This is a genomic window from Nocardia sp. NPDC003999 (assembly GCF_053604885.1).
On the sequence record NZ_JBSGIB010000026.1, the window covers coordinates 71,848 to 96,579 of the forward strand.

At 63.2% G+C, this 24,732-nt stretch carries 21 protein-coding genes; 7 read left to right on the top strand and 14 right to left on the bottom strand.

What is annotated here, in order from left to right; all coding sequences use genetic code 11:
• Positions 1-52: 52 nt before the first annotated feature.
• Positions 53-2,509: an FHA domain-containing protein gene (locus ACWESM_RS32580; RefSeq protein WP_364435231.1), complete on the bottom strand. Its 2,457-nt coding sequence runs from the start codon at positions 2,507-2,509 to the stop codon at positions 53-55.
• Positions 2,510-3,072: 563 nt separating this feature from the next.
• Here ACWESM_RS32580 and ACWESM_RS32585 point away from each other — a divergent pair.
• Positions 3,073-3,690, top strand: a complete 618-nt coding sequence (locus ACWESM_RS32585; protein ID WP_452495035.1) for a dihydrofolate reductase family protein — start codon at positions 3,073-3,075, stop codon at positions 3,688-3,690.
• A 465-nt stretch (positions 3,691-4,155) separates the two neighbouring features.
• Positions 4,156-5,310, top strand: a complete 1,155-nt coding sequence (locus ACWESM_RS32590; protein WP_452495037.1) for a transcription termination factor Rho, short form — start codon at positions 4,156-4,158, stop codon at positions 5,308-5,310.
• Between the two features lie 90 nt (positions 5,311-5,400).
• Here ACWESM_RS32590 and ACWESM_RS32595 read toward each other — a convergent pair whose 3' ends face one another.
• From ACWESM_RS32595 to ACWESM_RS32615, 5 genes are all read right to left on the bottom strand, one after another.
• The gene (locus ACWESM_RS32595; RefSeq protein WP_364435329.1) at positions 5,401-6,105 is read right to left on the bottom strand and encodes a MerR family transcriptional regulator; all 705 of its coding nucleotides are present in this window, start codon (positions 6,103-6,105) and stop codon (positions 5,401-5,403) included.
• 84 nt (positions 6,106-6,189) lie between these two features.
• Positions 6,190-7,395, bottom strand: coding sequence for a glycoside hydrolase family 76 protein (locus ACWESM_RS32600; protein WP_452495039.1), 1,206 nt, complete (start codon positions 7,393-7,395; stop codon positions 6,190-6,192).
• A gap of 339 nt (positions 7,396-7,734) precedes the next feature.
• Positions 7,735-8,145, bottom strand: coding sequence for a hypothetical protein (locus tag ACWESM_RS32605; RefSeq protein WP_364435242.1), 411 nt, complete (start codon positions 8,143-8,145; stop codon positions 7,735-7,737).
• A gap of 226 nt (positions 8,146-8,371) precedes the next feature.
• A complete protein-coding gene (locus ACWESM_RS32610) occupies positions 8,372-9,238 on the bottom strand; it encodes a hypothetical protein (RefSeq protein WP_355078633.1) in 867 nt (288 codons plus the stop codon).
• Between the two features lie 143 nt (positions 9,239-9,381).
• Positions 9,382-9,999 (bottom strand): TetR/AcrR family transcriptional regulator, encoded by a 618-nt coding sequence (locus ACWESM_RS32615; protein WP_355078632.1) that lies wholly within the window; start codon positions 9,997-9,999, stop codon positions 9,382-9,384.
• Positions 10,000-10,083: 84 nt separating this feature from the next.
• Here ACWESM_RS32615 and ACWESM_RS32620 point away from each other — a divergent pair, with 84 nt between their 5' ends.
• A complete protein-coding gene (locus tag ACWESM_RS32620; protein WP_452495042.1) occupies positions 10,084-11,046 on the top strand; it encodes an NAD-dependent epimerase/dehydratase family protein in 963 nt (320 codons plus the stop codon).
• Positions 11,047-11,151: 105 nt separating this feature from the next.
• Here ACWESM_RS32620 and ACWESM_RS32625 read toward each other — a convergent pair whose 3' ends face one another.
• Positions 11,152-11,550, bottom strand: a complete 399-nt coding sequence (locus ACWESM_RS32625) for a VOC family protein (RefSeq protein ID WP_364435253.1) — start codon at positions 11,548-11,550, stop codon at positions 11,152-11,154.
• A 103-nt stretch (positions 11,551-11,653) separates the two neighbouring features.
• Between ACWESM_RS32625 and ACWESM_RS32630 the strand changes: the two genes are divergently transcribed.
• Complete coding sequence (locus tag ACWESM_RS32630) at positions 11,654-12,637, top strand: helix-turn-helix transcriptional regulator (protein ID WP_452495043.1); 984 nt, start codon at positions 11,654-11,656, stop codon at positions 12,635-12,637.
• 295 nt (positions 12,638-12,932) lie between these two features.
• Here the strand turns inward: ACWESM_RS32630 and ACWESM_RS32635 are convergent, their stop codons facing one another.
• Together ACWESM_RS32635 and ACWESM_RS32640 are read right to left on the bottom strand one after the other, a co-directional pair.
• The gene (locus ACWESM_RS32635) at positions 12,933-13,346 is read right to left on the bottom strand and encodes an SgcJ/EcaC family oxidoreductase (protein ID WP_364435262.1); all 414 of its coding nucleotides are present in this window, start codon (positions 13,344-13,346) and stop codon (positions 12,933-12,935) included.
• Positions 13,347-13,455: 109 nt separating this feature from the next.
• On the bottom strand, positions 13,456-14,418 hold the full coding sequence (locus ACWESM_RS32640) for an RNA polymerase subunit sigma-70 (RefSeq protein WP_452495045.1): 963 nt from the start codon (positions 14,416-14,418) through the stop codon (positions 13,456-13,458).
• A 385-nt stretch (positions 14,419-14,803) separates the two neighbouring features.
• Here ACWESM_RS32640 and ACWESM_RS32645 point away from each other — a divergent pair, with 385 nt between their 5' ends.
• The gene (locus ACWESM_RS32645; protein WP_452495046.1) at positions 14,804-14,971 is read left to right on the top strand and encodes a hypothetical protein; all 168 of its coding nucleotides are present in this window, start codon (positions 14,804-14,806) and stop codon (positions 14,969-14,971) included.
• Between the two features lie 166 nt (positions 14,972-15,137).
• Here ACWESM_RS32645 and ACWESM_RS32650 read toward each other — a convergent pair whose 3' ends face one another.
• Together ACWESM_RS32650 and ACWESM_RS32655 are read right to left on the bottom strand one after the other, a co-directional pair.
• Positions 15,138-15,383 carry a hypothetical protein gene (locus ACWESM_RS32650; RefSeq protein WP_350909553.1) on the bottom strand — a complete coding sequence of 82 codons (246 nt, stop codon included), beginning with the start codon at positions 15,381-15,383 and terminating at the stop codon, positions 15,138-15,140.
• 89 nt (positions 15,384-15,472) lie between these two features.
• Positions 15,473-15,724: a hypothetical protein gene (locus ACWESM_RS32655; protein ID WP_452495047.1), complete on the bottom strand. Its 252-nt coding sequence runs from the start codon at positions 15,722-15,724 to the stop codon at positions 15,473-15,475.
• Positions 15,725-15,918: 194 nt separating this feature from the next.
• Between ACWESM_RS32655 and ACWESM_RS32660 the strand changes: the two genes are divergently transcribed.
• Complete coding sequence (locus ACWESM_RS32660; protein ID WP_452495048.1) at positions 15,919-17,193, top strand: hypothetical protein; 1,275 nt, start codon at positions 15,919-15,921, stop codon at positions 17,191-17,193.
• Here ACWESM_RS32660 and ACWESM_RS32665 read toward each other — a convergent pair.
• Both ACWESM_RS32665 and ACWESM_RS32670 read right to left on the bottom strand, forming a co-directional pair.
• Positions 17,190-17,846 (bottom strand): HAD family hydrolase, encoded by a 657-nt coding sequence (locus ACWESM_RS32665; RefSeq protein ID WP_452495049.1) that lies wholly within the window; start codon positions 17,844-17,846, stop codon positions 17,190-17,192. The genes ACWESM_RS32660 and ACWESM_RS32665 overlap by 4 nt on opposite strands.
• Before the next feature lie 580 nt (positions 17,847-18,426).
• On the bottom strand, positions 18,427-20,910 hold the full coding sequence (locus tag ACWESM_RS32670) for a CHAT domain-containing protein (RefSeq protein WP_452495051.1): 2,484 nt from the start codon (positions 20,908-20,910) through the stop codon (positions 18,427-18,429).
• Positions 20,911-21,409: 499 nt separating this feature from the next.
• On the opposite strand from ACWESM_RS32670, the gene ACWESM_RS32675 reads away from it, so the two are divergent.
• Positions 21,410-22,846 (top strand): recombinase family protein, encoded by a 1,437-nt coding sequence (locus ACWESM_RS32675; RefSeq protein WP_452495052.1) that lies wholly within the window; start codon positions 21,410-21,412, stop codon positions 22,844-22,846.
• Positions 22,847-22,954: 108 nt separating this feature from the next.
• Here ACWESM_RS32675 and ACWESM_RS32680 read toward each other — a convergent pair whose 3' ends face one another.
• A complete protein-coding gene (locus ACWESM_RS32680) occupies positions 22,955-24,142 on the bottom strand; it encodes a hypothetical protein (RefSeq protein ID WP_452495054.1) in 1,188 nt (395 codons plus the stop codon).
• Positions 24,143-24,732: the final 590 nt, after the last annotated feature.

Sequence of the window (24,732 nt, forward strand, 5' to 3'; positions counted from 1 at the left end):
GCTTCGAGCAGCCGATCGCCACGTGCGCGCGCCGGCGCGGCGCGCGAAGACGTCAGATCGTTGCGGGGCGGCGGGCGCCGCGGCGCCGCGGACGCAGTTGGTAGAGGCGATACCAGGCCAGCGCGAGGAAGATGGCTCCCAGACCGGCGACCACTCCCATATCGAGCAGCCAGGTGCCGATGGTGTGTTTCCACAGCGGGTCGGGGCCCCCGTCATGCGGGGAGAGGGTATCGAGGTCGAGAGTGGCGGCTCCCGCAGCGAACCCCCACCGAGCCGGCGCGATGTATGCCAGCTGCTCCAGGACGGGAGTGCCGGGCAGCCGCACCAGACCGCCGGTGAGCACCAGTTGCGCCATGGACAGCACGATCAGTAACGGCAGCGTCTTCTCCGAGGTGTTCACCGATACCGACACCAGCAAGCCGAGTGCCAGCGACGAGATGCCGAGCAACGCCATCATCAGCATCAATTCCAGCTCGACCGAGGTGAACAGCCCCGTGGGCGGCATACTGACCCCGATGGTGCCGATCAGGACGAGCACTACCGCCTGCAGCGTGGTGATCACGCCGAGGACCAGCAGTTTCGACATCAAATAGACGCCGGCCGACAATCCTGCCGCGCGTTCTCTGCGATAGATCGTCTGTTCCTTGACGATCTCCCGGATCGAGTTGCCGGTGCCGACGAAGCATGCCGCGAACGCCAGGATCATGAGCTTGGTCGCGGCATCGACGTTCGTTCCCGGCGCACCGGTGAATCCCTGACCGGCCGGCACGGCGGCGATCAACCCACCGAGCAGCAGTGGCATGACACCGAGCAGCGCCAGATAACTGCGGTCCGAGGCGATCACCGCGAGGTAACGCCTGCACAACGTGCTGAGCTGGCTGAACTTGGACTGCGACGGTGGCGGCGGCGTCGGTGTGTGCACTTCCGCGGGGACGACATCATCGGTCGGGCCGACCGACACGTAGCGGTCGTAGCGTGGCGACTCCCGGAACTCACCGGCCCAGTCCCGCTCTTCCTCGCGGTCGAAAGCCTGGAACACCTCGGCCCAGCTCCCCGCGGCGAACTGCAGCAACCCTTCCGCGGGCGGACCGTAGTAGGCCAGCCGGCCGCCGGGCACCAGGACCAGCAGGCGGTCGCAGGCATCGAGGTTCGCGACGCTGTGGGTGACGACGATGACCGTACGCCCGTCGTGCGCCAGTCCCGACAGCATTTCCATGACCGTCTTGTCCAAGCCGGGATCCAAACCGGATGTCGGTTCGTCGAGGAACAGCAAGGAGGGTTTGGTCAGCAGTTCCAGTGCGACGCTCACGCGTTTGCGCTGCCCACCCGAGAGCCGATCGATGCGGGTGTCGGCGTGCCGCGCCAAGCCGAGCTCGTCGAGGACCTCGTCGACCCGCTGCTCGCGCTCCTCGCGGCCCGTGTCACCGGGGAAACGCAGCTCGGCCGCGTAGAGCAGCGCCCGGCGCGTCGGAAGCTGGTTGTGCAGGATGTCTTCCTGCGGTACCAATCCGATGCGGTGGCGGAGTTCGTCGTAGTTGGTGTACAGATCGCGGCCGTCGTAGAGCACCGTCCCCTCGGTCGCGGGCCGCAACCCGGTGATCGCGCCGAGCAGTGTCGATTTGCCCGCCCCGCTCGGCCCGATCACCCCCACGAGCGACCGCCCCGGGATGGGGAACCTCACGCTGTCCATCAACACCTTGCCCTCGGGTGTCCGGACGGTGATGTTCTGCACGCAGACCGATACGTCACCGGTGTCGACGAACTCGCGCAGTTCGTCGCCGACCAACCGGAAGGTGGTATGGCCCATTCCGATCAAGTCGGATTCGGACAGATCGGCGGCGGCGACGCGGGCTCCGTTGACGTAGGTGCCGTTGTGGCTGTCGAGGTCGACGATCCGGTATCTGCCCGCACCGATCGTCCGCAACTCGGCGTGATGGCGGGAGACCATGAGATCGTGCGCGACGATGTCGTTGTCCGCGGCGCGCCCGATTCGGAGAGTGGGCGACGTTATCCGGACCACCGCGCTGGGGTGGTCCGCCGGAGGCGCCGACCGCGACACCCGCCGGGGCAGGCCCGGATCGAACTTCGTGACCGTTGCTTCGTCGTCGAGAGCGTAGCCGGGGTTCGGCACGATCATCGTGTCGCCGCCGGCATCGCCATCGGGTTCCTGCTCGGGTGGGGTTTCCACCGAGCAAGCCAATTTCTCGCCGTCCACCGCGTGTCCGAGCTGGAACGTCTCGTCGTGATCGATCACCATCCGATCGACGCGGTGACCGTCGAAGAACGTGCCGTTGAGACTGTGCGCGTCCTCGATTTTCCAACCGTCCGCACCACGCTCCAGAACGGCGTGCAACGACGAAACGCGGGGATCGGAGACAACGATATCGGCCGCCGGATCGCGACCGACGTTATAGGCACCACCAGCGCGGAGCCGATAGACGCGTTCCCGTGTCTGGACCACGAGAACCGGCGCCTCGGGCAATTCGGTGGAGGATGATCCGTCCGCCATAAAGGGAGTATACGACCGCGCCACACGGTAGCCGCAATAGTCGCGACCGCCCGATCTCGCCACGAGTCTCATCGCCGCGATCTCGCTCCATCACACGAACCCCGGCTGAGCAGTACAAATAGGCATGTAAGACAGTGGGGCAGCCTCGTCCGCAGGCACCTGCTCACGCCGGATTCGAGAAAAGGCAGTCGAATCCAAGGAATCGCAACCGATCGTGCCGTTACAGCTCGGATCGATAGGTGAGTCCCGCCTCGTCGCGATATTTCCGCATTCGGCACCGAGGTCAGCTAATACGGTCGCGGCAATACAAATCGTTCAATGTTGAAATCATCCTCGATCGCCCCAGGAGTTGTTCCGAAAACGTCCGACCGCCGCAGCCCGATTGCGTTTTCTTGCAACGAAACCGGCTTGCCACCCTGCCTTCCTTACCTATACAGCGTCGGCCGACCCCGTACCGGTTCCACTCCAGATGTGCACACGACTTCGCCTGTGCCGCAATGCCGAAAGGCTAGGCCGGCCGCCGCGACCGATGATTTTCGGTCGGGGGGCCCGTCCTGACACACATGACCGATCTGACAGGAGACAGCCGCATGCAGATCCGCGCACGCCTGTGCATGAGTGCCGACGGTTATGTGACCACTCCGAACGGCTGGCCGCCCCAGGTGCTGGATCCGCTCCACGGGCCTGGCAGCCATGGCATCGCGGAATTCCTCGAGCCTGTCGAGGCGGCGCTGATGGGCCGGACCACGTTCGAACCGGCGCTCACAAACGACCGGTGGCCGTGGCCGGGCTTGCGGGTGTTCGTGCTCGGCTCGCGTCGTCCGGAGGGCACGCCCGACGATGTCATCGTCGAAAGCGATCCGGTTCGACTGCTCGAGCGCTTGCGCGCCGCCAATCGCGGTGGCGATGTCCATCTCATCGGCGGTCCCCGCACGGTCGACACCTTTCGTGCGCTCGGCGCGCTCGACAAGCTGGAGCTGGTGGTCCTGCCGTTCCTGGTCGGCGGAGGAGTGCGCCTCACTGATGCCCTGAGCGTCGATACGGGCTTGGAATTCGAAGCCTCGCGCGCGCTGCCGGGCGGGTCGGTCGAGATCGCCTACCGGGTACGGACCGACGGAGCCGTCCCCGCGGCGCAGGAGCCGGACTGGGCGCCTGACTCGCAACGTCGACGCGGGAACTGACCCGAGCACGAGTCTGCCGATCACCGCCGCGCATCACCCGAGCACAGCCGGCGGTACACACTCCATGCCGCGCGCTTGGACAAACAGGCAAGCCTGGGTCTGAAGTGCCTGTGCCACAGCATATTCGCGACTTCACAAGGTGCACGAAGCGGTTCTCTCGAGCAGCGCGCAGTCGTGCTCGCGTGCTGAGCAGTTCGGCTGATCTACGGCGGGGAACAAACGGGCGCTATTGCGTGTTGTCGCTGATGCCGCTACCGTGAGGCGGTCTCCATCTTGTGGATGTAGGTGTCGACCCCCTCCCACAAGAATCCACAGTCGCCACGGCGGTCTCGTATACCGTGCGCCGGCAGCACGTCCGGAGCAGACAGCGCCCAGCCACCTAACGGCGCATGCAACGAGCGTCATTCCCGTAGGCGGCATTCATCGGCAACCCGCCACATTCATTGCCCCCTGTAGGAGAAAACCATGCAAGACAACACTATCCACAGTGAAGACAGCCCCACCGGGGAGAACCGGACTACATCGGTCACCGGCATCCTCGACATCACGCACAACCACGCCTCGCTGCACGTCGACGGTTACCTGCCCGGACCGCGGGACGCTCATGTGCCCGCGCGTTTGATCCGCGAGCACGGCCTGCGCCGCGGCGATACCGTCACCGGCACGGTCGGACCGAAACGTGAAGGCGCCAAACTCGCACCGCTTGTCGGAGTGGACAGCATCAACGGCTTGCCACCCGGCAATACCAGAGCGCGACCGCACTTCGCCGATTTGATCCCCATCTATCCCCAGGACCGTCTACGGCTGGAGACCGAGCCGCATGAACTGACCACCCGCGTCACCGATCTGGTCATGCCGATCGGCAAGGGCCAGCGCGCGCTGGTCGTCGCACCGCCCAAGGCGGGCAAAACCTCTGTGCTGCAAGCCATCGCGCACGGCATCGCCAAGAATCATCCCGAATGCCAGCTGATGCTGGTATTGGTCGGGGAACGCCCGGAAGAGGTGACCGACCTGTCCCGAGCGGTACCGGCCGAGGTCGCCGCCGCGACCTTCGACCAACCGGCCCAGGACCACATCGCACTCGCCGAACTGGCCATCGAACACGCGAAACGCCTTGTCGAAATGGATCACGACGTCGTCGTGCTGCTGGACTCGCTGACCCGGCTTGCCCGCGCCTACAACCTGGCGGCCGCCGGGTCCGGCCGCATCCTCTCCGGCGGCGTCGATGCCGGGGCACTCGCGCCACCGAAGAAATTCCTCGGCGCCGCACGAAATATCGAGCACGGCGGCTCGCTCACCATCATCGCCACTGCCCTGGTCGAGACCGGCTCGCTGGCCGACACCGTGATCTTCGAGGAATACAAGGGGACCGGAAACGCCGAACTGAAGCTCGATCGGCACCTCGCCGACCGCCGTCTGTTCCCCGCGATCGACATCGACCGCTCCAGCACCCGCAAAGAGGAACTGCTGCTGTCCGCCGACGAGCTCACGGCCACGGGGTCCCTGCGCAAGACCCTCTCGGGCCGCGACCCGCAGCAAGCGCTCGAACTGCTACTGACCGGCCTCCGTCAAACCGGAACCAACCCGGAATTCCTGACCCAGATTCGCAACGCGGGCTGACAAGGGTCTACTGCGCCTGGAGACCGGCATCTACCCCACTCGCCGCACCGAGCGAGTCGACACAGTCCTCGCGGCTCCGCGGATTGTGGATCATTCCTGGGGTGTGCGATCGAGCATCGTGAGGTAGGCATCGAGCTGGGCCGCGCCGGCGAGCAGGTTGCGGCTGCGCGCGGTCAGCCGGTCCTGCCAGGAGTCGAGGAAAGCCCGCAGCGCGTCCGCTCCGCCTGCCTCGCGCAGTGACTCGATGAACTGCGCGACCTGGGACAGCAGGTAGCCGCCTCGGCGCAATTGTCGTGCGATCTCGGCGTCGCGTATGCAGTCCGGTCCGTATTGGCGATAGCCCGTTGCCCGATCGCGTTCGGGGCGCAGGATGCCCTGGGTCTCCCAGGTGCGCAGGGTCGCCGGGTGCACGCGGATTCGGCGTGCGAGTTCGCCCACGGTCAACGGTCGACCGTGGACCGGAGTCGGCATCGCGGTGGACAGACTGCCCAAGGCCTTGGCGACCTCGGTGCGTGTGTCGCGTTCGGTGAGCAGCGCGACGTGGGAGGCGTCGATGAGCCGGTAGGCGGACTCGGTATCGCCGCGGTTGGCCGCGCGCATGATCTCCCTTGCCTGCTGGTGCCCGTGGCCACCGCGCAACGCCAGGAAAGCGCGTAGCGCCTGCGCGTGCAGGAGCGTGTAGCGCCGGTAACCGGTCTCGCTGCGCTCGGTCGGCGGGAGGATGCCCGCGTCGTCGTAGTTGCGGATCGCCTGTGCGGACAACCCGTGTTCCCGGGCGATGTCGATGGGCCGCAGGATGCACCTCCGATCGAGTCTTTGCTCCCTGGCTTCCAGGTAAAAGCGGTAGAAGTCCCTGCGCGCCGCGCTTCCCCCATGGGCTCAGCGGCCCGCGGCGGTGAGCTGGTGATCCGCTTCGAGCAGCATCCACCCGCTCAGCTGTACCGAGAGATCGCTGCTCAGGTTCGCCGACGAAGCGGCGGACGAGTGGGTGAACTGGGGAAAGGTTTCCGGATGCGCCGGCACCGTGATCGGGCGGGTCCAGTCCACACCGAACAGTGGTAGCCCATCCACCTCGGCGCGGTGTTTCCAGGCCGCCTGCGCGGAGGCGTGCACGATATTCGCCGCGGTGGTGTCGCCCAAGGACAGTGCGGCTTCCGCGAGATATCTGGCGAGGATGCCCATGAACAGCCCGGAGTCGTCGCCGGAGGCCGCGACGATCACCCCGGCGTCGGTGAGCCTGTCCCCCGCCGCGGCGACGAGATCTGCCACGCGCCTGCGATGGTGCGATTCACCTGTGCGAAGCGCCAGCTCGGTCTCCAACCCGATGGCCACCCCCTGGCAGTAGGTGTGGACGGTCCGCTCTACTCGTCCGCCGGGCTCATGGACACCGTCGAGAACCAGGCCACTGGCGGTGTCGCGCAATCGAGTGTGCAGGAAATCGGCGAGTTGTCCGGCGCGCGACAGTTCGCCCAAACGCGCCATAGCGATGCCGGTCGGACCGATCGCGGGGGTGTTGTAATACTCGTCGCCGGACCGCCAGGGCACCGCACCGACGTCCGGATTCCATCCCTCGATCAAACCGGCTCGCAGCTCGCCGACGGCGTCGCCGAAGCGGACGCCGAGCAGCCGGTCGGCGCGTTCGAGTGCCAATACCAACCAGGACATATCGTCGTAGTACCGGTTGGTCCAGCCGGTGAGGTTGCGGGTACGGATACCGCGTGCGATGGCGACGACCCGGTCTATGCGTTCGGGCGTGCCGGCACGATACGCGGCGTCCACCGCACAGTCGAGAAGGTGGGCTTGCCACCAGTAACACCATCGCGCGAACGACTGGTCCAGCAAGGACCCTGGCCAGACGAGCGTGCCCAGCCGCATCTGCGGCTGACCCCAGAGCGTGCGCACGTGCCGCTGCACGATGGCCTGTTCCGCCAGGTCCGCCCGCCTCCCCGGTTCCTCCGGGCCCGGGGAAACTTTCCGCGTGATCGTCACCGCCTGCGCGGGCTGGGCCAATGCGGTGAGTGCGATCGCTGCTCCGGCCGCCAGCAACACACCGCGCCGACTGATTTCCTTCTTCCGGCGATCCATCCGCTCGGACTCCCTTTACTGAACAACGATCATCGGAGCCGGAAACCGGGCAGCTGGATCCTATCGCGCAACGACCATTACGGCGCGGCGGCGACGGCTCCCCAGGTGCGGGCGGCAACGCTCAGCGCGGCTCCTGCCGGTCCGAGATCGGGAACGCTGCCCACACCGCCGCACGGTTCTGCAAAACGCCCGAACATCATCGGCCTGACCTTTCGAACGCACTGCAAATGCCGCATACCGCGCTGGCCGGTTCGGTCAGCGCGGTATTCCCGAGATCGACGGTGCTGAGGGAATCTCAGGGATTCATTCGGCGACCCGCGGCGGTTGGCCTCCGCTCTTTCACGCGGCGTGCAGAGCCGCAGCCACCTTGCGGGTCATCTCGTCGACGACGGGGCCGGGCTGACCGTTGCGGCTCGTTGCGGCAGCGGCTTCGAGGGCGACCAGCACGGTGCTGCGGAAGTTGTCGGCCTCGGCGGGATCCTGCTGGTCGAGCAGAGCCACCGCGGCAGCCAGGGCCGGCAGCACTTGGTCGGCGAGCTCGGCGACGGTCCTGCCGGTCAGGTGGATGTCCTTGGACTTCGCGTTCAGCACGTGCCCGACCCGACCGGTCGCCGACGTCAACGCGATAGAGCCGGCGGTGGCGGCCTTGTGGGGCTTATCGGAGGCGGCGGCGAGCAAGGAAACCGCGCCGTAGGCGGCAGAGCGGACGGTGGCCTTGTCCTGGTCGGTCAGGGTGAGGGTGGCGGACATTTTGTGCTCCTTCGAAAACCGTTGTGGCAGTGGCCCGAACCGGTGTCGATCCGGGCCCGTTTTGTTCGATGGGCATACTTTGTCCGGAGCGGCTGACAGCGCACTGATGCCGACCTGACACGGTGACTGACACAGCGTCCGACCCGTTACCCCACGACGATGGTCACCGCTGACGGGTGCTGATGGTTGGGTCGACGCGGTATGCGGGCACTACGGCTCGTTCGGCCTACCGAAACCACCTCCGACGTGCCGACTTGCGGGGCTCCATCTGGACGACGATCCCGCCGAAACGTGCCTCCTGCATGGTCGCGGGGTGTCCGTCGATAAAACATGCCCCGGTTCGAGTGGTCTCGACGCATTCCTCCTTCTGGGAGCCGGAGCCGTCCGGGTGCTCGAGCGTATCCGCGTAGTAGCAGATCATCCCGCCACTCATACTGGTGTTGAAACCCCTGACCCGGCGCCCGGCGTGGTCGGTGGTGCGGCTCAGGCAGTGATCGCAGACCGCGCGGGGGTAGCGTTCCTCATAGATCGTCGGCCGGTCGCAGTGCGGGCAGGGTTGCGTGTATCGACGCCCAGCGGCCGGACTTTGCATCAGGAAATCATTGCGGGCGAAGATGCTGCGTGCCGAGTCTCCTCGGACGCCCCTGCGCCGCAGTCCGATTAGAAGGAACTCGGCGTAGTCGGCTACCTCGGGAGCGATCGCTCCGCTCCGGGGTATCTCGCCTATGCGTGTGAGGCCGCCGTCGTAGGCCTCGAGCGCCAGGCGGTGCGCCACCGACAGTTCGCTGTCGGGGATGTGTCTGTTGGCATGTTCGGCTTGGGACAAGTGTTCGGCGATTACCGATTCGATGGTGTCTCCGCTCGCGGACAGTAGCCCGCTGCCGTAACTGGTCGTGGTCACCAGGACGTAGCCGTCCATCTCGCCGCGGTCGGTTCCGATTGTCTGTAAGAACGCGAAACCTTGCCCGTAGCGAGCATTCTCCAGCCCCTGGTGGGGGTATGGGACAAGAGTGTCGGGATCCCGCACCAGATCGCGCGCGATTCGCAGCGCTTCATCGTAGGTCGGCGGAGAGCTCTGGTCTGGCCGCTTCATGACCGAAAGCCTATCGCGCTGAACTTCTCTGACCTGAAAGCGAATTCGGCAGTACAGGATGCTCAGAACCGCGGTCGAGGCGAGGGCCCGATCACTCCGCGACAGTCCCATAAGACGCACGACAGAGTCTGGAGTGCCGAAGCTTATCCTTCGGTCGCCCTGGACGTTTGGGTCCCAGTGGAATCAGTGGCTGCGATCGCGAGAGCGGCCAGGTCGAGGTGGATGTCGTCCAGCGGGACGGTGGAGCATTCGGCACGAGCGATGATCATGGCACCCTCGACCGCTGACAGCATGAGTGCCGCGAGCCGTTCGGCGCGCGCCGCCGGAATGCCGTACCGCACCAGCGCCTGGGTCAAGGCGGTGCGCCATTGCCGATAGGCGTCACGGCAGGCGAGGGTGAGTGCGGTGGAGCGCGGAGCGGAATCGAGGGTGACCGTGCTGACCGGGCACCCGCCCAGATAGCCCGATTCGACGAGTCCGCGGCTCAAGTGCAGGGCGAATTGCTCGCAGAAGGAGCGCACATCCGGCGCGTGGGCGGCAGTTTCCCGAATCAACCGGGTGAACTCCTCCGCGGATTCCTCGATCGCCGCGACCGCCAGCTCTTGCTTCCCGCCCGGGAACAGGTAGTACAGCGAGCCCCGGGGGGCGCCGCTGGCAGCGACGATCTCACTGAGCCCGGTGGCCTGATAGCCCTGGCGTTGCAGTAACTCGCGGGCGGCCGCCACCAGGCGCGGCCGGGAATCGGATGGGGGACGAGGCATGTCTCCAGAATACTATGCCGACCGGTCAAGCTACGATCATACTATGATGACTGGTCAAGTTACTTTCGAGAAAGGACGATAGGGATGAAGGTGCTGCTTACGGGTGCGACCGGGTTTTTGGGGCAACGTGTGGTGCATCGGCTGGTGGCCGACGAACACGACGTATCGACGTTGGTCCGGGGCACGGGCAGGCGCATTCCGCAGGTAACCGTCGTGCCGGGCAGCCTCGAGGACGTGGCGGCCTGGGAAGATCGGCTGGCCGGTATCGACGTCGTCGTTCATGCGGCGGGGTTGGTGTCGACGTGGGCTCCTCAGCGTGCCCTCGATGAGGCGATCGTGCAGGGCACGCGCGATGTGCTGGCTGCGGCCGTGCGGCACGGTGTACGCCGATTCGTCTATATCAGCAGTGAATCAGTGCTGCAGGATGGCCGGCCGCTGCTCGACATCACCGAATCCCAGCCCACCCCGGCCGTGCCCAGCTCGCGCTACGGCCAAGCGAAACTCGCCGCCGAACACCTGATCCGCGCGCACGCGGATGTGATCGAGACGATCGTGCTGCGGCCCACCTTCATCTGGGGTCCGGGTTCGGGGCAGCTGGCCGACCTGGCCACCCGCGCCCGCGCCGGCAAGCTGCCGCTGATCGATCACGGCATGGCAAGTTTCGAACATGTCCACGTCGACAACGTCGCCGCCGCTGTCGCCGCCGCGCTGAGCGAGGGCACGCCCGGCGGCACGTACCTCATCGCCAACGCCGAGCCGATGCCGGTCCGCGAGTTTCTGACCGGCGTGCTCGCTGCCCAGGGCGCGTCGATGCCGACTCGGTCGGTCCCGTCCGGGCCGCTATTCGCCCTCGCCCGTGCCGCCGAATGGCTCTGGTCCACCCTGCCGCTGCCCGGGCGTCCGCCACTGACCCGATTCGAGATCGAATTCCTCGCCCTGCCAAGGCGATACGACATCACCCTGGCCCGCCGCGAGTTGAAGTACGAGCCCGCCGTCGGCTTCGCCGAGGGCATCGCCGGTCTCGACGAAACCCGCCAGCCCATCTAGCCGCAGCGCGGATCGGGCGGAGCCGCCCCATCACCGATCGAGGTTCCGCTTTCACGGGTCTGGCTCTAGTCGACTCGAGTGCGTGCTCATGCCGATGAGCGGATGTCAAGAAGCGAACTTGGCGACGGCTTGCGCGGTGACCGGTGTGAAGAGGTTGATCAGGTTGCCGTCGGGATCGCGGAACAGCAACGACCGGTTCCCCCACGGCATCGTCGTGGGCTCGTTGACGAAATCCTCGACCGCATCCCGCAACCGTCGGTAATCGGCATCGACATCGGGGACCAGGAATTCGATGATCGCGGTGTGGTTGTCGGCTGGGCGCGCGCTGCCTGCCGCGAACAGCGCCACGGTGCGGGTGCTTCCGATCGCGAGTGCGCCGGCCGGTGTGACGATTTCGGCGAAATCCGGCGTAGCCCAAGTTGCTTCGACACCGGTCACGTGCTGATAGAAGCTGACCAACCGCTGGATGTCATCGGTGATCAGGCGGATCGAGACGAGCTTCATTGTGTGCTCCTGCTGTCGGATGAGGCGGAAGTTCCGCCGCCGCATGCCACCGTAGAGTCGATACCGGACAGTTTCCGCCCGGTATAGATGCGAGAATTTCCCGATGACGCGCCCCACCGCCCGCGTGCTGGCCCTGCTCGAGCTGTTGCAGGCCGGCGGTACCCATACCGTCGGTGAACTGGCCGGACGGCTGGGCGTCGATGAACGCACCGTCAGGCGATACGTCACCCATCTCACCGACCTGGATATCCCCGTCCGATCGGCTCGGGGCCGCTACGGGGGCTACCAGCTCGCCCCCGGGTACCGAATGCCGCCGCTGATGCTGACCGACGACGAGGCGGTGGCGGTGTTACTCGGACTCCTCACCAACCACGGCGCCGACCGATCGACAGCTTCCGCCCGCGCAGCCGACAGCGCTACGGCCAAACTCCGCCGCGTCCTGCCCGCCCGCCTGACGGCCCGGCTGGACGCATTGATCAACACCGCCGAGTTCACCGCCGACGCTCGCCCGGAAGCCGCTGTCGAGACCGCCGTCCTGCTCCGCCTCGCCGAGGCCACCCGCGAGCACCGACCGGTCGCGATCGACTACACCGACCGAAACGGGCGGCCCAGCGAGCGGACCGTGCACCCCTACGGGCTCGTCGACCACTCCGGCCGGTGGTACCTCACAGGACAGGACAGCAACAGCGACGAACTACGCCAGTTCCGGCTGGACCGGATCACCGCGGTGACCACACTGCCCGGAACGTTCACTCCGCCCATCGGATTCGAGCCGGCAGCTCACCTACTGTCCGCATTTGCCACGGCGCCCTACCGGCACGAAGTATCGATCCGAGTGCAGGGCACGCTCAGCCAGGTCCGCCCGCTGCTCCCCGCGACGATCGCGACCATGCACGAGATCGACTCACCGCCGGCCGACACCCGCCCGTGGGTCCGGGTCCGAATCCGGGCCGAACAACTCGACTGGATTCCCCCAGTCCTCGCCGGCCTGAATCGCCCGTTCGTCATCGAACACCCCGACACCCTCAAAGACGCCGTACGCGCCCTGGCCTACCGACTCACCGCGGCCGCCGACGGCCATAGGTAGCCCCCACCGGGCACCGAGACTCGATCCTGGCCCGGATCAAGCCCTACCACCAGTCTCGAATAGCCGCATAGCGCGCTCATCGAAACCGGCTAGCGGGCTGGATGGCGGAACGACGGAGCCCCACCAGATACCAGATGGGGGCTCAACAGAGTCGCTACCAGCAGCGATACGCGCGCTACCCTACTTCTTTGCAGCGCCAGCGCGAGGGCGCGATACACCCTGCGACGGGCGGCCCTCATCCACATCGGCGGATGAGGGCCGTCCAGTCAGTGCGGTGGCTGGTTCACGCCGCGGCTCACTGGGAAGGCGCCAGTACCGGGCTGTTGTGATAGGCGGCGATCAGCCACTGATGGTTGCGCTTCTCGAGGACCCACGTCGCGTTCACCTTGCGCTCGTCGGTGGGAACTTCGGTCTCGCCGGCGAACAGGATGGCGGATTCGCTGATGACGATCGCGGCATCCTCGCCGATGAAGCGGACGCTGAGCTGTTTGTTGTAGGTTGAGCTGCCCGCGAGCGGCCCTGCGAAGGCCAGCGCCATGCTCTGGCGGATCACCTCACGACTGTCGCGGAGCGAGCCCGCCATGATGGCAGTCGCGTCCACGGTGTAGTTGGCGACCATGGCGTCGGCGTCGCCCGCCTCCCACGCCTTGTAGGAATCAGCCAGCACGGCCTGGATCGCGGCCTCGTCTGCGGCGCGATGGTTCGACATCGGAGTCTCCCTTGGTGGTCGGATCGCCTGCAGTGTTCCGGCGACCTCGGGAATACATACCGGCGGCGGCATCAGAACTCATCGCGCCGCTGGAAGGAAACTCTTGGGTCTAGGCGTCGAGTCGGGCCGCCAGGCCGAAAGCCGCGAAAATCTCGGGATCCTGGAACACCGAATTCCGGCTGATGCCCTCGGGGGTGACTGTGAAGATCTGGAGCGTGTGCAGTTCGTACCGGCCACCGACGCGCTGATAGGCGGCGAATCCGGGTTGGCCCCCGTTGGCGGCGACCTGCTGGAGAACCCAGTCCTTCCCGGCCGCCTCGAAGACCCATTCCATGAACAGGCCGTAGTTGCCGCGGCCGGAGAACCAGTTGAGCATCGGCGGCATCTCCATAATCACGTCCTCGGTGAGCAGACGCTTGAGGCCCTCGATATCGGCGCGCGCGAACGCCGTCATGTAGCGCTCGACCCAGGCGCGCTGCTCGGTCGTGGACGGTTCGCGGACCCGTTCCAACCCGACCCCGACCTCTTTCAGGCGGGTGCGCGCCCGCTGCACGGAGCTGTTCACCGATACGACGGTGGTGCCGAGAATCTCCGCCGTCTCGGCCGCGGAGAAGCTGAGCACCTCACGCAGGATCAGCGCACCGCGCTGACGCGCCGACAGGTGCTGCAGGGCGGAAGCGAATGCCAAGCGCAGGCTGCTGTGATCGATCACGGTCGCGGACGGATCGGCGTTGTCCAGCAACGAATCCGGTAAGGGCTGCAGCCAGGCGGCGTGCTCTCCCCGCACGAACGGCCCGAGCGGATCCGCCGCGGCCACCAGTCCCGATGGCAGCGGTCGGCCGCCGCGAGTCTGCAGCGCGGTCAGGCAGACGTTGGTCGCGATCCGGTAGAGCCAGGTGCGCAGTGAGCTGCGCGTTTCGTCGTACTGCTCCCGCGCCCGCCACGCCCGCAGATACGTGTCTTGGAGCAGGTCCTCAGCGTCGTGCGCCGAGCCCAGCATCCGGTAGCAGTACGCCAGCAGCTCCGTCCGGAACGGTTCGATCCGACGATCGAAGCCTTCTTCCCTCGTCATCACGCCTCATCTCCAGGGTCGTCACAAGCGCCGGACCGGCGACTCCGGTAATCGTCCGCTGCGGAAGGGTAGGCCACCACTCGGGTCGACAGCAGCCCGGCCATAGCCGATCGCCCGGCAAGCCGCTTCAGCCGCATACCGCGCCGACCGAACCGTTCAGCGCGCAGCCCCGCGGTACGGCCGAGTCCCTCCCGGGATACCCGGATGAGGGCTCAGCAGATTCTCTACCAACAGCGATGTGCGGGCTTCACTACTTCTATGCAGAGGGTCAGAGTTGACGTTCCGGCCCGACTGGCTCTGGCGAACCGCAGTGTGCGCTCATGCCGATGATGTCAACCGGCGAACTTCGCGGCGGCCTGCGCGGTGCCCGGGGTGAAGAGGAGGAATGACCGTGAAGTCGATCATGCACCGAATGCTGCTGCGGTACGAATGGACCGTTCCCGCCGACTACCAGGTACCACTCACCTGGTGCGCCGGCCCCACCCCCGACGACGGCCTGCCGATCGACCTGCGCCCTCGGCACGCATCTATCGCGAAGTTCTCGGCAGCATGACGAACCGGATCGCACTCACCACAACTGGTGTGTGGGTCATGCGATGCGTGCCGCTTTACTGCCCACGGTGATGGACGTGGTGGATGCCGGTCTCCCCGATCAAGCCGCTCGCTTCGGCGGGCGGTGTGGTCCGACGGCGAAGCGGTAGCCCGACAAAGAATCGGAGTCAGGGACGCCACCTATCGATCACAGCTGTAATCGGCCAGCGAGCCTCCACGTCATCGGCATCGAAGATGACATCGGCCCGCCGCATCACCCGCTCGATGTGACCATCCAGATGCACGCGCCCCGGCACGATGACCGCCTCCGCCTGACTCCGCTCGACCTGATCGAGCAACAACCCGACCGGATCATCCGTCTTCGCCGACAGCGCAATCGTTTTGCACAAGTCGTAACCGAGCCGCTTGGCCAAGCTCCGCATTGTCGTCTCCAACCATTTCTGATGCGAGCCTGCGATATCCGTCCGCAAGAATCCGATGGCCCGGGGGCGACCGGTCGACGTCAACGCACACCTCCCCTCAGTTCGGCAGGCCGGTCATCGATGACCTCGACACCCGTCCATGTGCACATATCCGGCCCATCGGTACGGTGCTCCCCGATCCGCCCATCGATCATTGGCACCATCCGCTGACAGAGCAGGCACATGACCTGCTCGATGGGGCCGGTCACTCCGCGCGCGTAAGCGGCGCCGCACATGCTGACCGTGATTCGCGGCCGGGCATCTCCTGACAAGCCGACATCCTGTTCCACCATCCGTCTTCCCTCCCGTTGACTTTGGCCAGCCGCGGCTCGGATGAGCATCGCTTCCGCTGAGCGGCAGCTGTAGATCTCTCATGAGATTCGCAAAACTCAACGGCCGCATAAAGGCCATGCGAGGGGACATCAATAGGACTTTCGTACGCAATTCCCTTGCGGGAGAGTCCCCTACGTGGACTAACCTGGCCCCTATGGCATCGACAGGGAACGCTTCACTCCGCGCGGCCAGGCAGGCGCTCGGCTTTCGATCCCAAACAGCACTCGCGGAAGCTGTGACGGAAGCTGCGCGTCAGATCGGACTACGCATCGAGGTCGCCAGCCGAACGGTCCGTAGGTGGGAATCCGCGAATCCGCCGTGGCCACACCCCGACCACGCGGCGGCACTGGAGGCGCTCTTCAAGCGGCCGGTTACCGAGTTGGGCTTCTCACCACCGTGGGCCGAAGCGGAGAGCGATTCACGTGCAGGTCAGAAGCTCGCGGACAGGCACGCACATCCATTTGCGCACAGAGGTTTCGGCGCAGCCGCATCACTCCTGCCAACTTCGGTCGCGAAGGAATTCGCCGCGATCACAGCGTCCCATCGCCACCTGTACTGGTCGACCCCAGCGGCCCGCCTGCACCGTCTTGTCGCCGAGCATGCTCAGTTCGGACTCGAGCTCTTGCCGCGGGTATCGGGCGCGGCCAAGACGGTTCTGGCACGAGCCGTCTCGGAATCGAGTCTTCTGGCCGGGCGCTTGGGATTCTTCGATCTACAACAGCCCGAGCTCGCGCAACCGAGTCTCGTACTCGCACTTCAAGCTGCGCACGAAGCCGGAGATTCGCTTCTCGGCGCGGCCGCGCTCGCGCACATGGCATTCGCACCAGCGTTCTCGGGCGACGCAACTCGCGCCGAGGAGGCTCGGGAACGACTGCGTGCCGCAAGGGCTTTCGCGAGCAGGGGCAACGCCAACTCCGAGACGATGGCTTGGCTGGACGCTGTCGAGGCAGAGGTCGAAACTCGGCTAGGTGATCCACGCCGGGCGCTTGCCCTCATCCATCACGCCGAGAAAATCTACGGCGAACATGACAGCAACTCACATCCGTCACCAGAGTGGTTCGACTGGTTTTCTCCAGTCAGGCTCGCAGGCTTCAAAGGAAACACGCTCATCCTCGCCGGCCGAGGCCGCGAAGCGCGCGAGACCCTGGAGGAAGTACTCAGCGTCCTACCCGCCGCGGATGCGAAGCAGAGGTCGATCTATCTCGCCGATGCGGCCGCCGCAGCCGTGCTGGAGAAGAACCCCGAGCAGGCGTGCCGATACCTTGAGGAAGCCTTGAATCTACTTGCGAGCAACTGGTATGCGACTGCGCTGGATCGAATCAAGGCCGTGCGTCAAACGCTCACACAGTGGGATTCCTTGCCCTCGGTCCGAGAGCTCGACGCCCGGTTGTACGACTGGCATACGACCGTCAATTCTTTGGTCGGCTAACCGGCGGAATTCTCTGCCACCACGATGTTCGCCAGTTCGTTGAGGTCGCTGATCTGCCAATCGGACAGATCAGCGACTTCCTTCTTGTCGCGGTGGATCCACCCCCAAGGACCCCTCAGAAGGTAGGCCGTCCGCATACCGGCTCGTTTGGCGGGAGCCACATCGTTGTCGATACGGTCACCGACGTAGATGATCTCTTCCGCTGGTCGGCCCGCCGCCTCGACAACCTTGGCGAAAAACTCGAGCGAAGGCTTGTGCACACCCCAGTCATCAGAGGTAGCGATGAAGTCGGCGGGCAGGTCCAGCCCCCGGAGCAAAGTCCCCGCGCGCACTGTTTGATTCCCGGCAATCCCGACCCAAATCCCCATCTCCCGCAGCTTCGACAATGCAGGTCGCACATCGGGATAGAGATCATCCTCACCGAACCACTCAGCCTGCCCCGCATCAGCTCGCGCTTGCCGTTCCTCATCGAGATCGAACCCAGGACGGAAGATCTGGAACGTCTCCCGATAGTCGAGACCGGTTGCGATAACGGCTCCAAAGGCCGCCGCGAACGTATGCCTGGGCACGCCAAGCCAGTCCGCCCACGTTCCATACTCCCGAGTCTCATCGACCAGCGTCTCTCCGACATCAAAGACAACCGCGGCAATCACCAGCCAACTGTACCTTGCTACCTCGACCGATTCACCATGTGCTCCGCCCCCCTTCGGGCAAACGCAACAATCAACCTGTCTCACCTTCCCTTGAAGCGATTAATGCAGCCTAAACCGATACAATTCCTGCTTCGGCAATAGTCATTTCCGTAAGAATCCGACCCTGTAGCAACAGGAAGCGCGATCGAGGCGCCAGTTAGAAGTCTGGCACGCCACGCAGACCGATTAGGCCTCGTCTGGGACCAACTCGCCTCCGAGGTGCGCCCCACAGTCGCGGGGATATCCCTCGGCGGTCATTCCGAATTAGCTAGCTTGGCGATCTGCTCCCAGTGCTCGCGCTGACGTTAACGGCTAGCCCATCGCTCATAGGCTTATCCGAAGCTGGATTGACGGCGCCGAGACGAATGTGAACAGTCGGATCGCATGACGATGAGCCGGATGTTTCCAAGTCGGCTGCAACTCCCAACTCGCGGCCGACCATGAAACTCGACGTCGGTCATCTCGATCCATCGAAGTACCCGCAACGCGGGTCGAAGACCTTCGTCCCGAAAACCGTTGGGATAGCTCCTACGTATACGTGTCACCGATCAGCGAACGGCGACCTCAGCATGAGGGTATATGCGCCATGGTCGCTAAAATCGGGGAATACAATCTCTTGTTCACCCAGAGCGGAGTACAGTTTCGGCGCTTCGACATCTTGCCCCGACAGCAGCTCATCAAGCTGTTCCCGGGTCAAGGTCGCTAGGTCACGAATCGCCTGAAAGAACGCGGGGATTACCTCAGCTTCGACACTCAATGTCCGATAAAATAGCATCCCAAAAATAAAGGCCACAAAGTCCTTGACCGGCCACAGGGTGCCGATTACCGCTATAGCGCCCGCATAGAAAAGCGAAGACTGTATGCTGAGATACTCGTCCTGTCGGACGAAGTTGAAGGTAGCCCCAGACTGACAAGAACTCAGAACACAAGTTTTTGAAACAGACCTCAACTTTAGAATATCGCGGACTGTCAGACTTCCTCCATGCAAAACAACAGATGAGTCAAGAGGGTCCGGCGCAGCGTATGAGTGCCCTGAAAAGTGCATAAGGTCGACTAATTGCATGTCACTTATTAGATCCACCTTGGTTCCAGTGACCTCGCGAAACCGAAGATGATCAGTAGATGACCGGGACAATCCTTCTTCCAGCTTCGCCCACTTCAACGGCGAAAATCCTGCCACATCAGCCGCCACACATATTCCCACCTCTTTGACAGTAGGAGCCTCGGCCTGCGATGCCGCCAAAGTCATAGAGGGAGCACTCGAAGCGAACTGGGGAATCGCGTCACCTAGCGAGGAGGTATAAATTTGAGTCGCAATAGGGAATGCCTGGTAGAATCCTCCCGGCATTACAACTACATGTTTGTTGACGCAATTTATTTTCACCCATTCTACGAGTTCCTGAACGGAAGCCGCTATCCTGCTCACCGCCGTACTCACTCCACTCATGTCTCCCGCGTACTGCGCTGAGAGCAAACCTTCCGGACCAGAGAACAAACCAGCCAAGTACTTGCCGGATAAGCCAAAAAAGGAACGTCCAAACGTTGCGATTTTTCCGTTGCTAGCATATCGAGCGATAGCGTGAGTTGCATCCGGCCCATGTGTAATATGCAACCAAAAATGAGATTCGTCTTTAATTATCGGCACAGAGCTGTAACTGGTTGTACCACTCGATAACAATCCACGGGAGAGTTCGAGCATATCGAACGCTTCCGACCAATTCCCAACTTCCGCCAACTGACATGCGACAAATCTAAGCTGAACCGGATTACGCAACAAAAATCGCTCTATATCTCGTTCAGCCCATGTCCTGCGGAAGTGCTCGACGCATGTCAGCATTCGAGTTAAAATTCCTCTCCGTGCTTCCACGCTAACGTTCACAGACGGAAGTACGTCTCGGGCGTAGACGAAGAAAGATTCAAAGTTTCCCTTGTCGAACCAATCGCTCAACATGCTAGCTAACGCGTCGTCGAAGTCATCGCGTCCTAGCAGCTCTGAGGAAATTCTATGAATAAACCATCTCAGTCGCGTGTGGTCTGCACTACCAGGAGGGAACTGATCCAGCTCCTGCCTCAATTCCTCAAGAAGAACTTCAGGAGCAGGAAAGCTGTTTCGTGGTATGGTCGGATGCCCAACATCGGCCACCCAATCAGGCGTTGCCGAGAGCCCAATGGCTTGCGGATTGCTCTTTAAGAGGTGGAAGAGTTGCACCCTGTCGATATCCGTAGCATGATACTGTTCAGGCATATCATTTAGATTTTTTGATACCAACTTCGCAATGAGGATATTCCGCGACGCATTCCACCAGTCAATCAATGCTTCGCACGTCTCAGCCAGATAGGCTGTGCGGTATTTCTCAACCGACGCACTAGCGTCGAACACTTTGCATGCATCCTTCAGGCATTTATGTGCCCGCTCCAATTGAGAAGGGTTGTTTTTATACAGATTCTTCAGACAGATACCTATATTGAATTCGCTGTATGCCCAGTCGACTCTATTCCCCTTTTTCAGATCACGCCCGCGTTGGAGTAACTTCATCGCATATTGCAATTGATCGGTCGTCGCGTTGTACATTTCCACACGAAGAAGACCCGCGTTTGTCAACTCGATTCCTGCCGCTCTTCTGTCGCGTAGCACTAAATATTCATTCGCGCACCGCTCAAGCATTTCGGAACCAGCCAACCTGGCCTCATCCCGATTAGGAACAAGAAGATCTCTAAATATTTGTCCCATTCGTGCGGTTGCCAGCGCAGCTTGGTCTTTGCGCTGATAAGTTAGCGCAATTGCGCGATATTTCCCCAGCAGTCGAGCAATCTGCACAGCTACGGAGAGGTCGAGGCTGGACCTCTCTATCCGGCCTGCCTTTCGCAGAAGATTTGTGGCCGCAGCGGCGGCATCGTCGTAGTTAGCGAAAGAGTATCCCCTCGCAGCTACTTCAGCTTCAACGAACGCGCTCCGGATATCTTCGATAGCTTGCTGCGATACCGTAGTCACCACTACCCCACTTGTCCCGTCATCACCAATCACGCCAACTCAAATTATGATCATGCCCGGCGGCACGTGTCACCATTTGGCTAATATTTGATGAGACAAGCTACGCTGTCCTTCATTGATTCATCATCACCCATCATGAAGCGACGATCTTCTCCCCGCAGGCATCGCCATTTTCGGTACTCGTTTTACGCTGGATTCTGGCTTCCATCACCCCGCCATGCTTCTGGCGAGGACGGCGAACGCAGCACAGCCTCGGACGGGTGGCGAGCAAAACGGACTGACACCCCCGCGTGCCAAATCCCATTCCATTGCGGCGATGGCACGTGCCGATGCGAACCTTCCCCCATCCGCGTACTGCGCTCGGACAGCCCCGCCAAAGCACATTGTGCCCACAATGGCTCGGTTCCGCCCAAGTCACCAATTAGAGTGCAACCAGCTTTCTACCAGCTGTGATACAGCCTGGGGCACTACTGCTTCAAACGCCTCAGACGTTGAAGCGGAACTCGACCACATCCCGCAGTAGAATCACGTCATGTCGATCGTTCCTGTCCACGCCGCGATCTACCTGCGGGTGAGCCTCGACCAGACCGGCGAAGGGCTCGCCGTCGAGCGCCAGCGCGAGGACTGCGAGGCCATCGCCAAGTCCAAGGGGTGGACTGTGGTCGAAACGTACACGGACAACAGCATCTCCGCGTTCAACAAGGCGAAGAACCGGCCCGCCTACGACCAGATGGTCGAGGACTACAAGGCCGGCCGGTTCAATGCCCTGATCACCTGGGACCTTGACAGGCTGACGCGCCAGCCTCGCCAGCTCGAGGACTGGATCGATGCGGCTGAAACGCAAGGGCTTCGGCTCGTCACCGCCAACGGTGAGGCTGACCTGCAAACCGATGGTGGCCGGATGTACGCCCGTATCAAGGCAGCGGTCGCGCGGGCCGAGATGGAACGAAAGGGTGCACGACAAAGCCGCGCTCAACGCCAGCGAGCCGCCAAGGGCCGACCTCCGCGGGGCATCCGCGCCACTGGGTACACCCTCGACGGCGAGCTGGTACCGGACGAGGCCGAAGCGGTCCGGGCGGTGTACCAAGCCTTCGCAAATGGATCATCGCTGAAGGCCATAGCGGCTGCACTCTCCGGCGCCGAGCCGACCGTTCGTGCAGTAGGTGACCGAACTATGGTCCAGGATCTTCCAAAATTGGTGCCGCAGCTGCCAACACGTAGCGGCCGACCATGGAATCCAACATCTGTGATCTCGATACTTCGAAACCCGCGATACGCGGGCTGGAGCATGCTCGATGGGGAAATAGTTCGCGACGAGACCGGGGCACCAGTGCGCGGCATGTGGGAAGCCATCGTGCCGGACGGGGTCTGGCTTGATGTGCAACGCAGACTGGACGACCCGCGGCGGAAGTCCAACCGCGCCGGTACCGAACGCAAACACCTTGGATCCGGCCTATACCTCTGCGGTATCTGCGACTCGCCCGTCCGAGCGCACGGTCTCCGATACCGCTGCGCAGGCCACATCATGCGAGTCCGAAACATGGTCGACAGCTTCGTGTTGCAGTTCGTTGAACGAAGACTCGCCCAACCGGATCTCGCTGATCTGCTTGTCCAACAGGACGATGACCGCATCGAAACGCTCGTCCGGGCAGAACAGACAGAACGTGATCGACTCAAACGAGCACGCGCCGACTATAAGGCGGAACTGATCGACGGCGAGCTATTCGCCGAGATCAAGCGAGAGACGGAAGACAAGATCGCAGCTCTGGAAACCGAACGAATCGGCCTCACGGCGGGCACGGCCGCATCCGAGATCTTGCGCGCCTCTTCACCGGTCGATGCCTTCAACGAAGCCGACCTCGCCGCCCGACGAGCGGTGATCGAGTTATTGTGCGAGGTCCGCTTGTACTCGGCACCGCGCGGGCGAAAGGCATTCGATCCCGAGTCTGTGCGCATCATCCCGAAGTAGAAGCCCGACGACCTAAGAGAGCAATGCACACTGCTCAGCGGTGACCGCCACAGTAAAATACATTGCTGTCGATCCAACCTGATTGATCTGATCAGCGACGTTGCACATCTAGTCCAGCGGATCGGAGAAATAGGTTGTGCTGAATATGTACCTGTCGGTTTGCCCCCAGTGGGCGAGCATGTTTTCAAGCTCCCCTCGCAAAGGATTGTCGATCAACTGTGTAGCGCTTGAACTGCACTTGTCCAGGACGTCTGCCACGGCTACGACATGGGCCTGTGCCTCTTTTAAATGATTGATCAAGTCCCCGAGCAGACTTGCCTCAGCGACCGCGCTTGGTTGCTGCATCACCAGCAAGGTCCCTGTCGGAGTCGGGTGACCGCCAAGTTCACAATGCCCTGAATAGTCCTTCTGTCGATAGTCGTTGTCGACGTCACGATAGATCCGGGAGGGCTTCCATCCTTGCTCTCGCTTTTCACGGTCCGAGTTCAGCCATGCCGCAACCGAACTGGGGTCGTGCTGAAACTTCCACAGAACGAACTCAGTCTCGACAACCTGCCGGAGCAATGCGTAGGCGGGGTAGTGGTTGCCGACGTCGATGAGATGGATTGCACCAGCACCCAGTGCTGCCGCCGTCATGGTGACTCGGCTGACGCCCTCGTACGAATCCCTCTCCTGAATTCGTCCCTGCTCGTGCATATCCACTGCTCGGTTGTGAAGGGAACCCGCCGCCGCACGCATCGCCCGTACCAAGATCACTGCGGCATCTACCCGACTCTGCCGCATCTTGGGGTCGGCAGCGTACTCTTCCATATTCGCCTCGACACCTTCCTTATCTGAAATTTGCACAGACTCCCCCTGCGCCCTGAGCTGACTGCGCAAGCGCGCCACTACCGCATTTCGATGTTCGCCAGAAATATCAGCGATCGCGCAGGCTGCGCCCCGTGCGATCTCCTGCGCGCCAAGGGCAACCGCGCCTGCTCCAGCGTCAATTCCTGGCGGCGCTTCCCCTGCAATGATTGCGTCGACCAGACCGGCTGCTACAAGGCGATATTCTTCGTACCCCGGTTCACAGAAAGTCCGCGCCCGTTCGAGTGCTGTTGAAGTATCACTTTGCAGTGCAGTTTTCAGCTGCCTGATCAAGATCGCCGCAACGGTAACAAGGGGGTCCGCCATCGCATAGCCAGCGGCGTTGTCACCAGCAGCAATCGCAGCGTCCAGAGACTCACCAGTCGCACGCATGTGACCAGTCAGGAGGCGGACCCCTCGGTTCGCATCTTGCAACTGTCGCTTGTTCACCGACGAATCGTTGCACGCACCCGCGGCACCTGCCCAGTCCTTTCACTCTTCCCGGTGAGGTGCGGTTTCCGTGGGAGAAGTTGACGCTGGCGACCATGTCCGCCCGCAAACAACGTCTCTCGTTTGATGCGAACGAATCAACCCGTTGCGATGTCCCCCGGACCCTCCTCTTGTGGTCCAACCCCCGCCCAGCAGTGTGCTGCACGCGCGCCACGCAAACTTGCCCTATCGGTGAACTCGCGTGCCCTCGACCACCGCACATGCTCTCGACTCCTCCGCAGCACTGAGCGCGCCCTTGCGCGCGAACACGCCACCGTAGGTGGCGCAGCTCTAGACGTCACCTCCGCACCTGACGCAACCACTCACCTACCCCCTTCCTTGTGGTCCTCCTTCCTTGTGGTCTCTCTTCCTTCTGGTCCTATCCGTCCCAAATGTTTGGTGTTGGCTCCCTCCCCACCCGGCCGACACTCTCTATGAACAGCGAAGCCATAGAGAGCCGGCCTCCACCACGTAGGCGCGCACGACGGCGTAGCACTGCGACGAGAATTCCCGCATCCGTTCCCTGGCCACGAGGTAGCGGCGCATCCGCT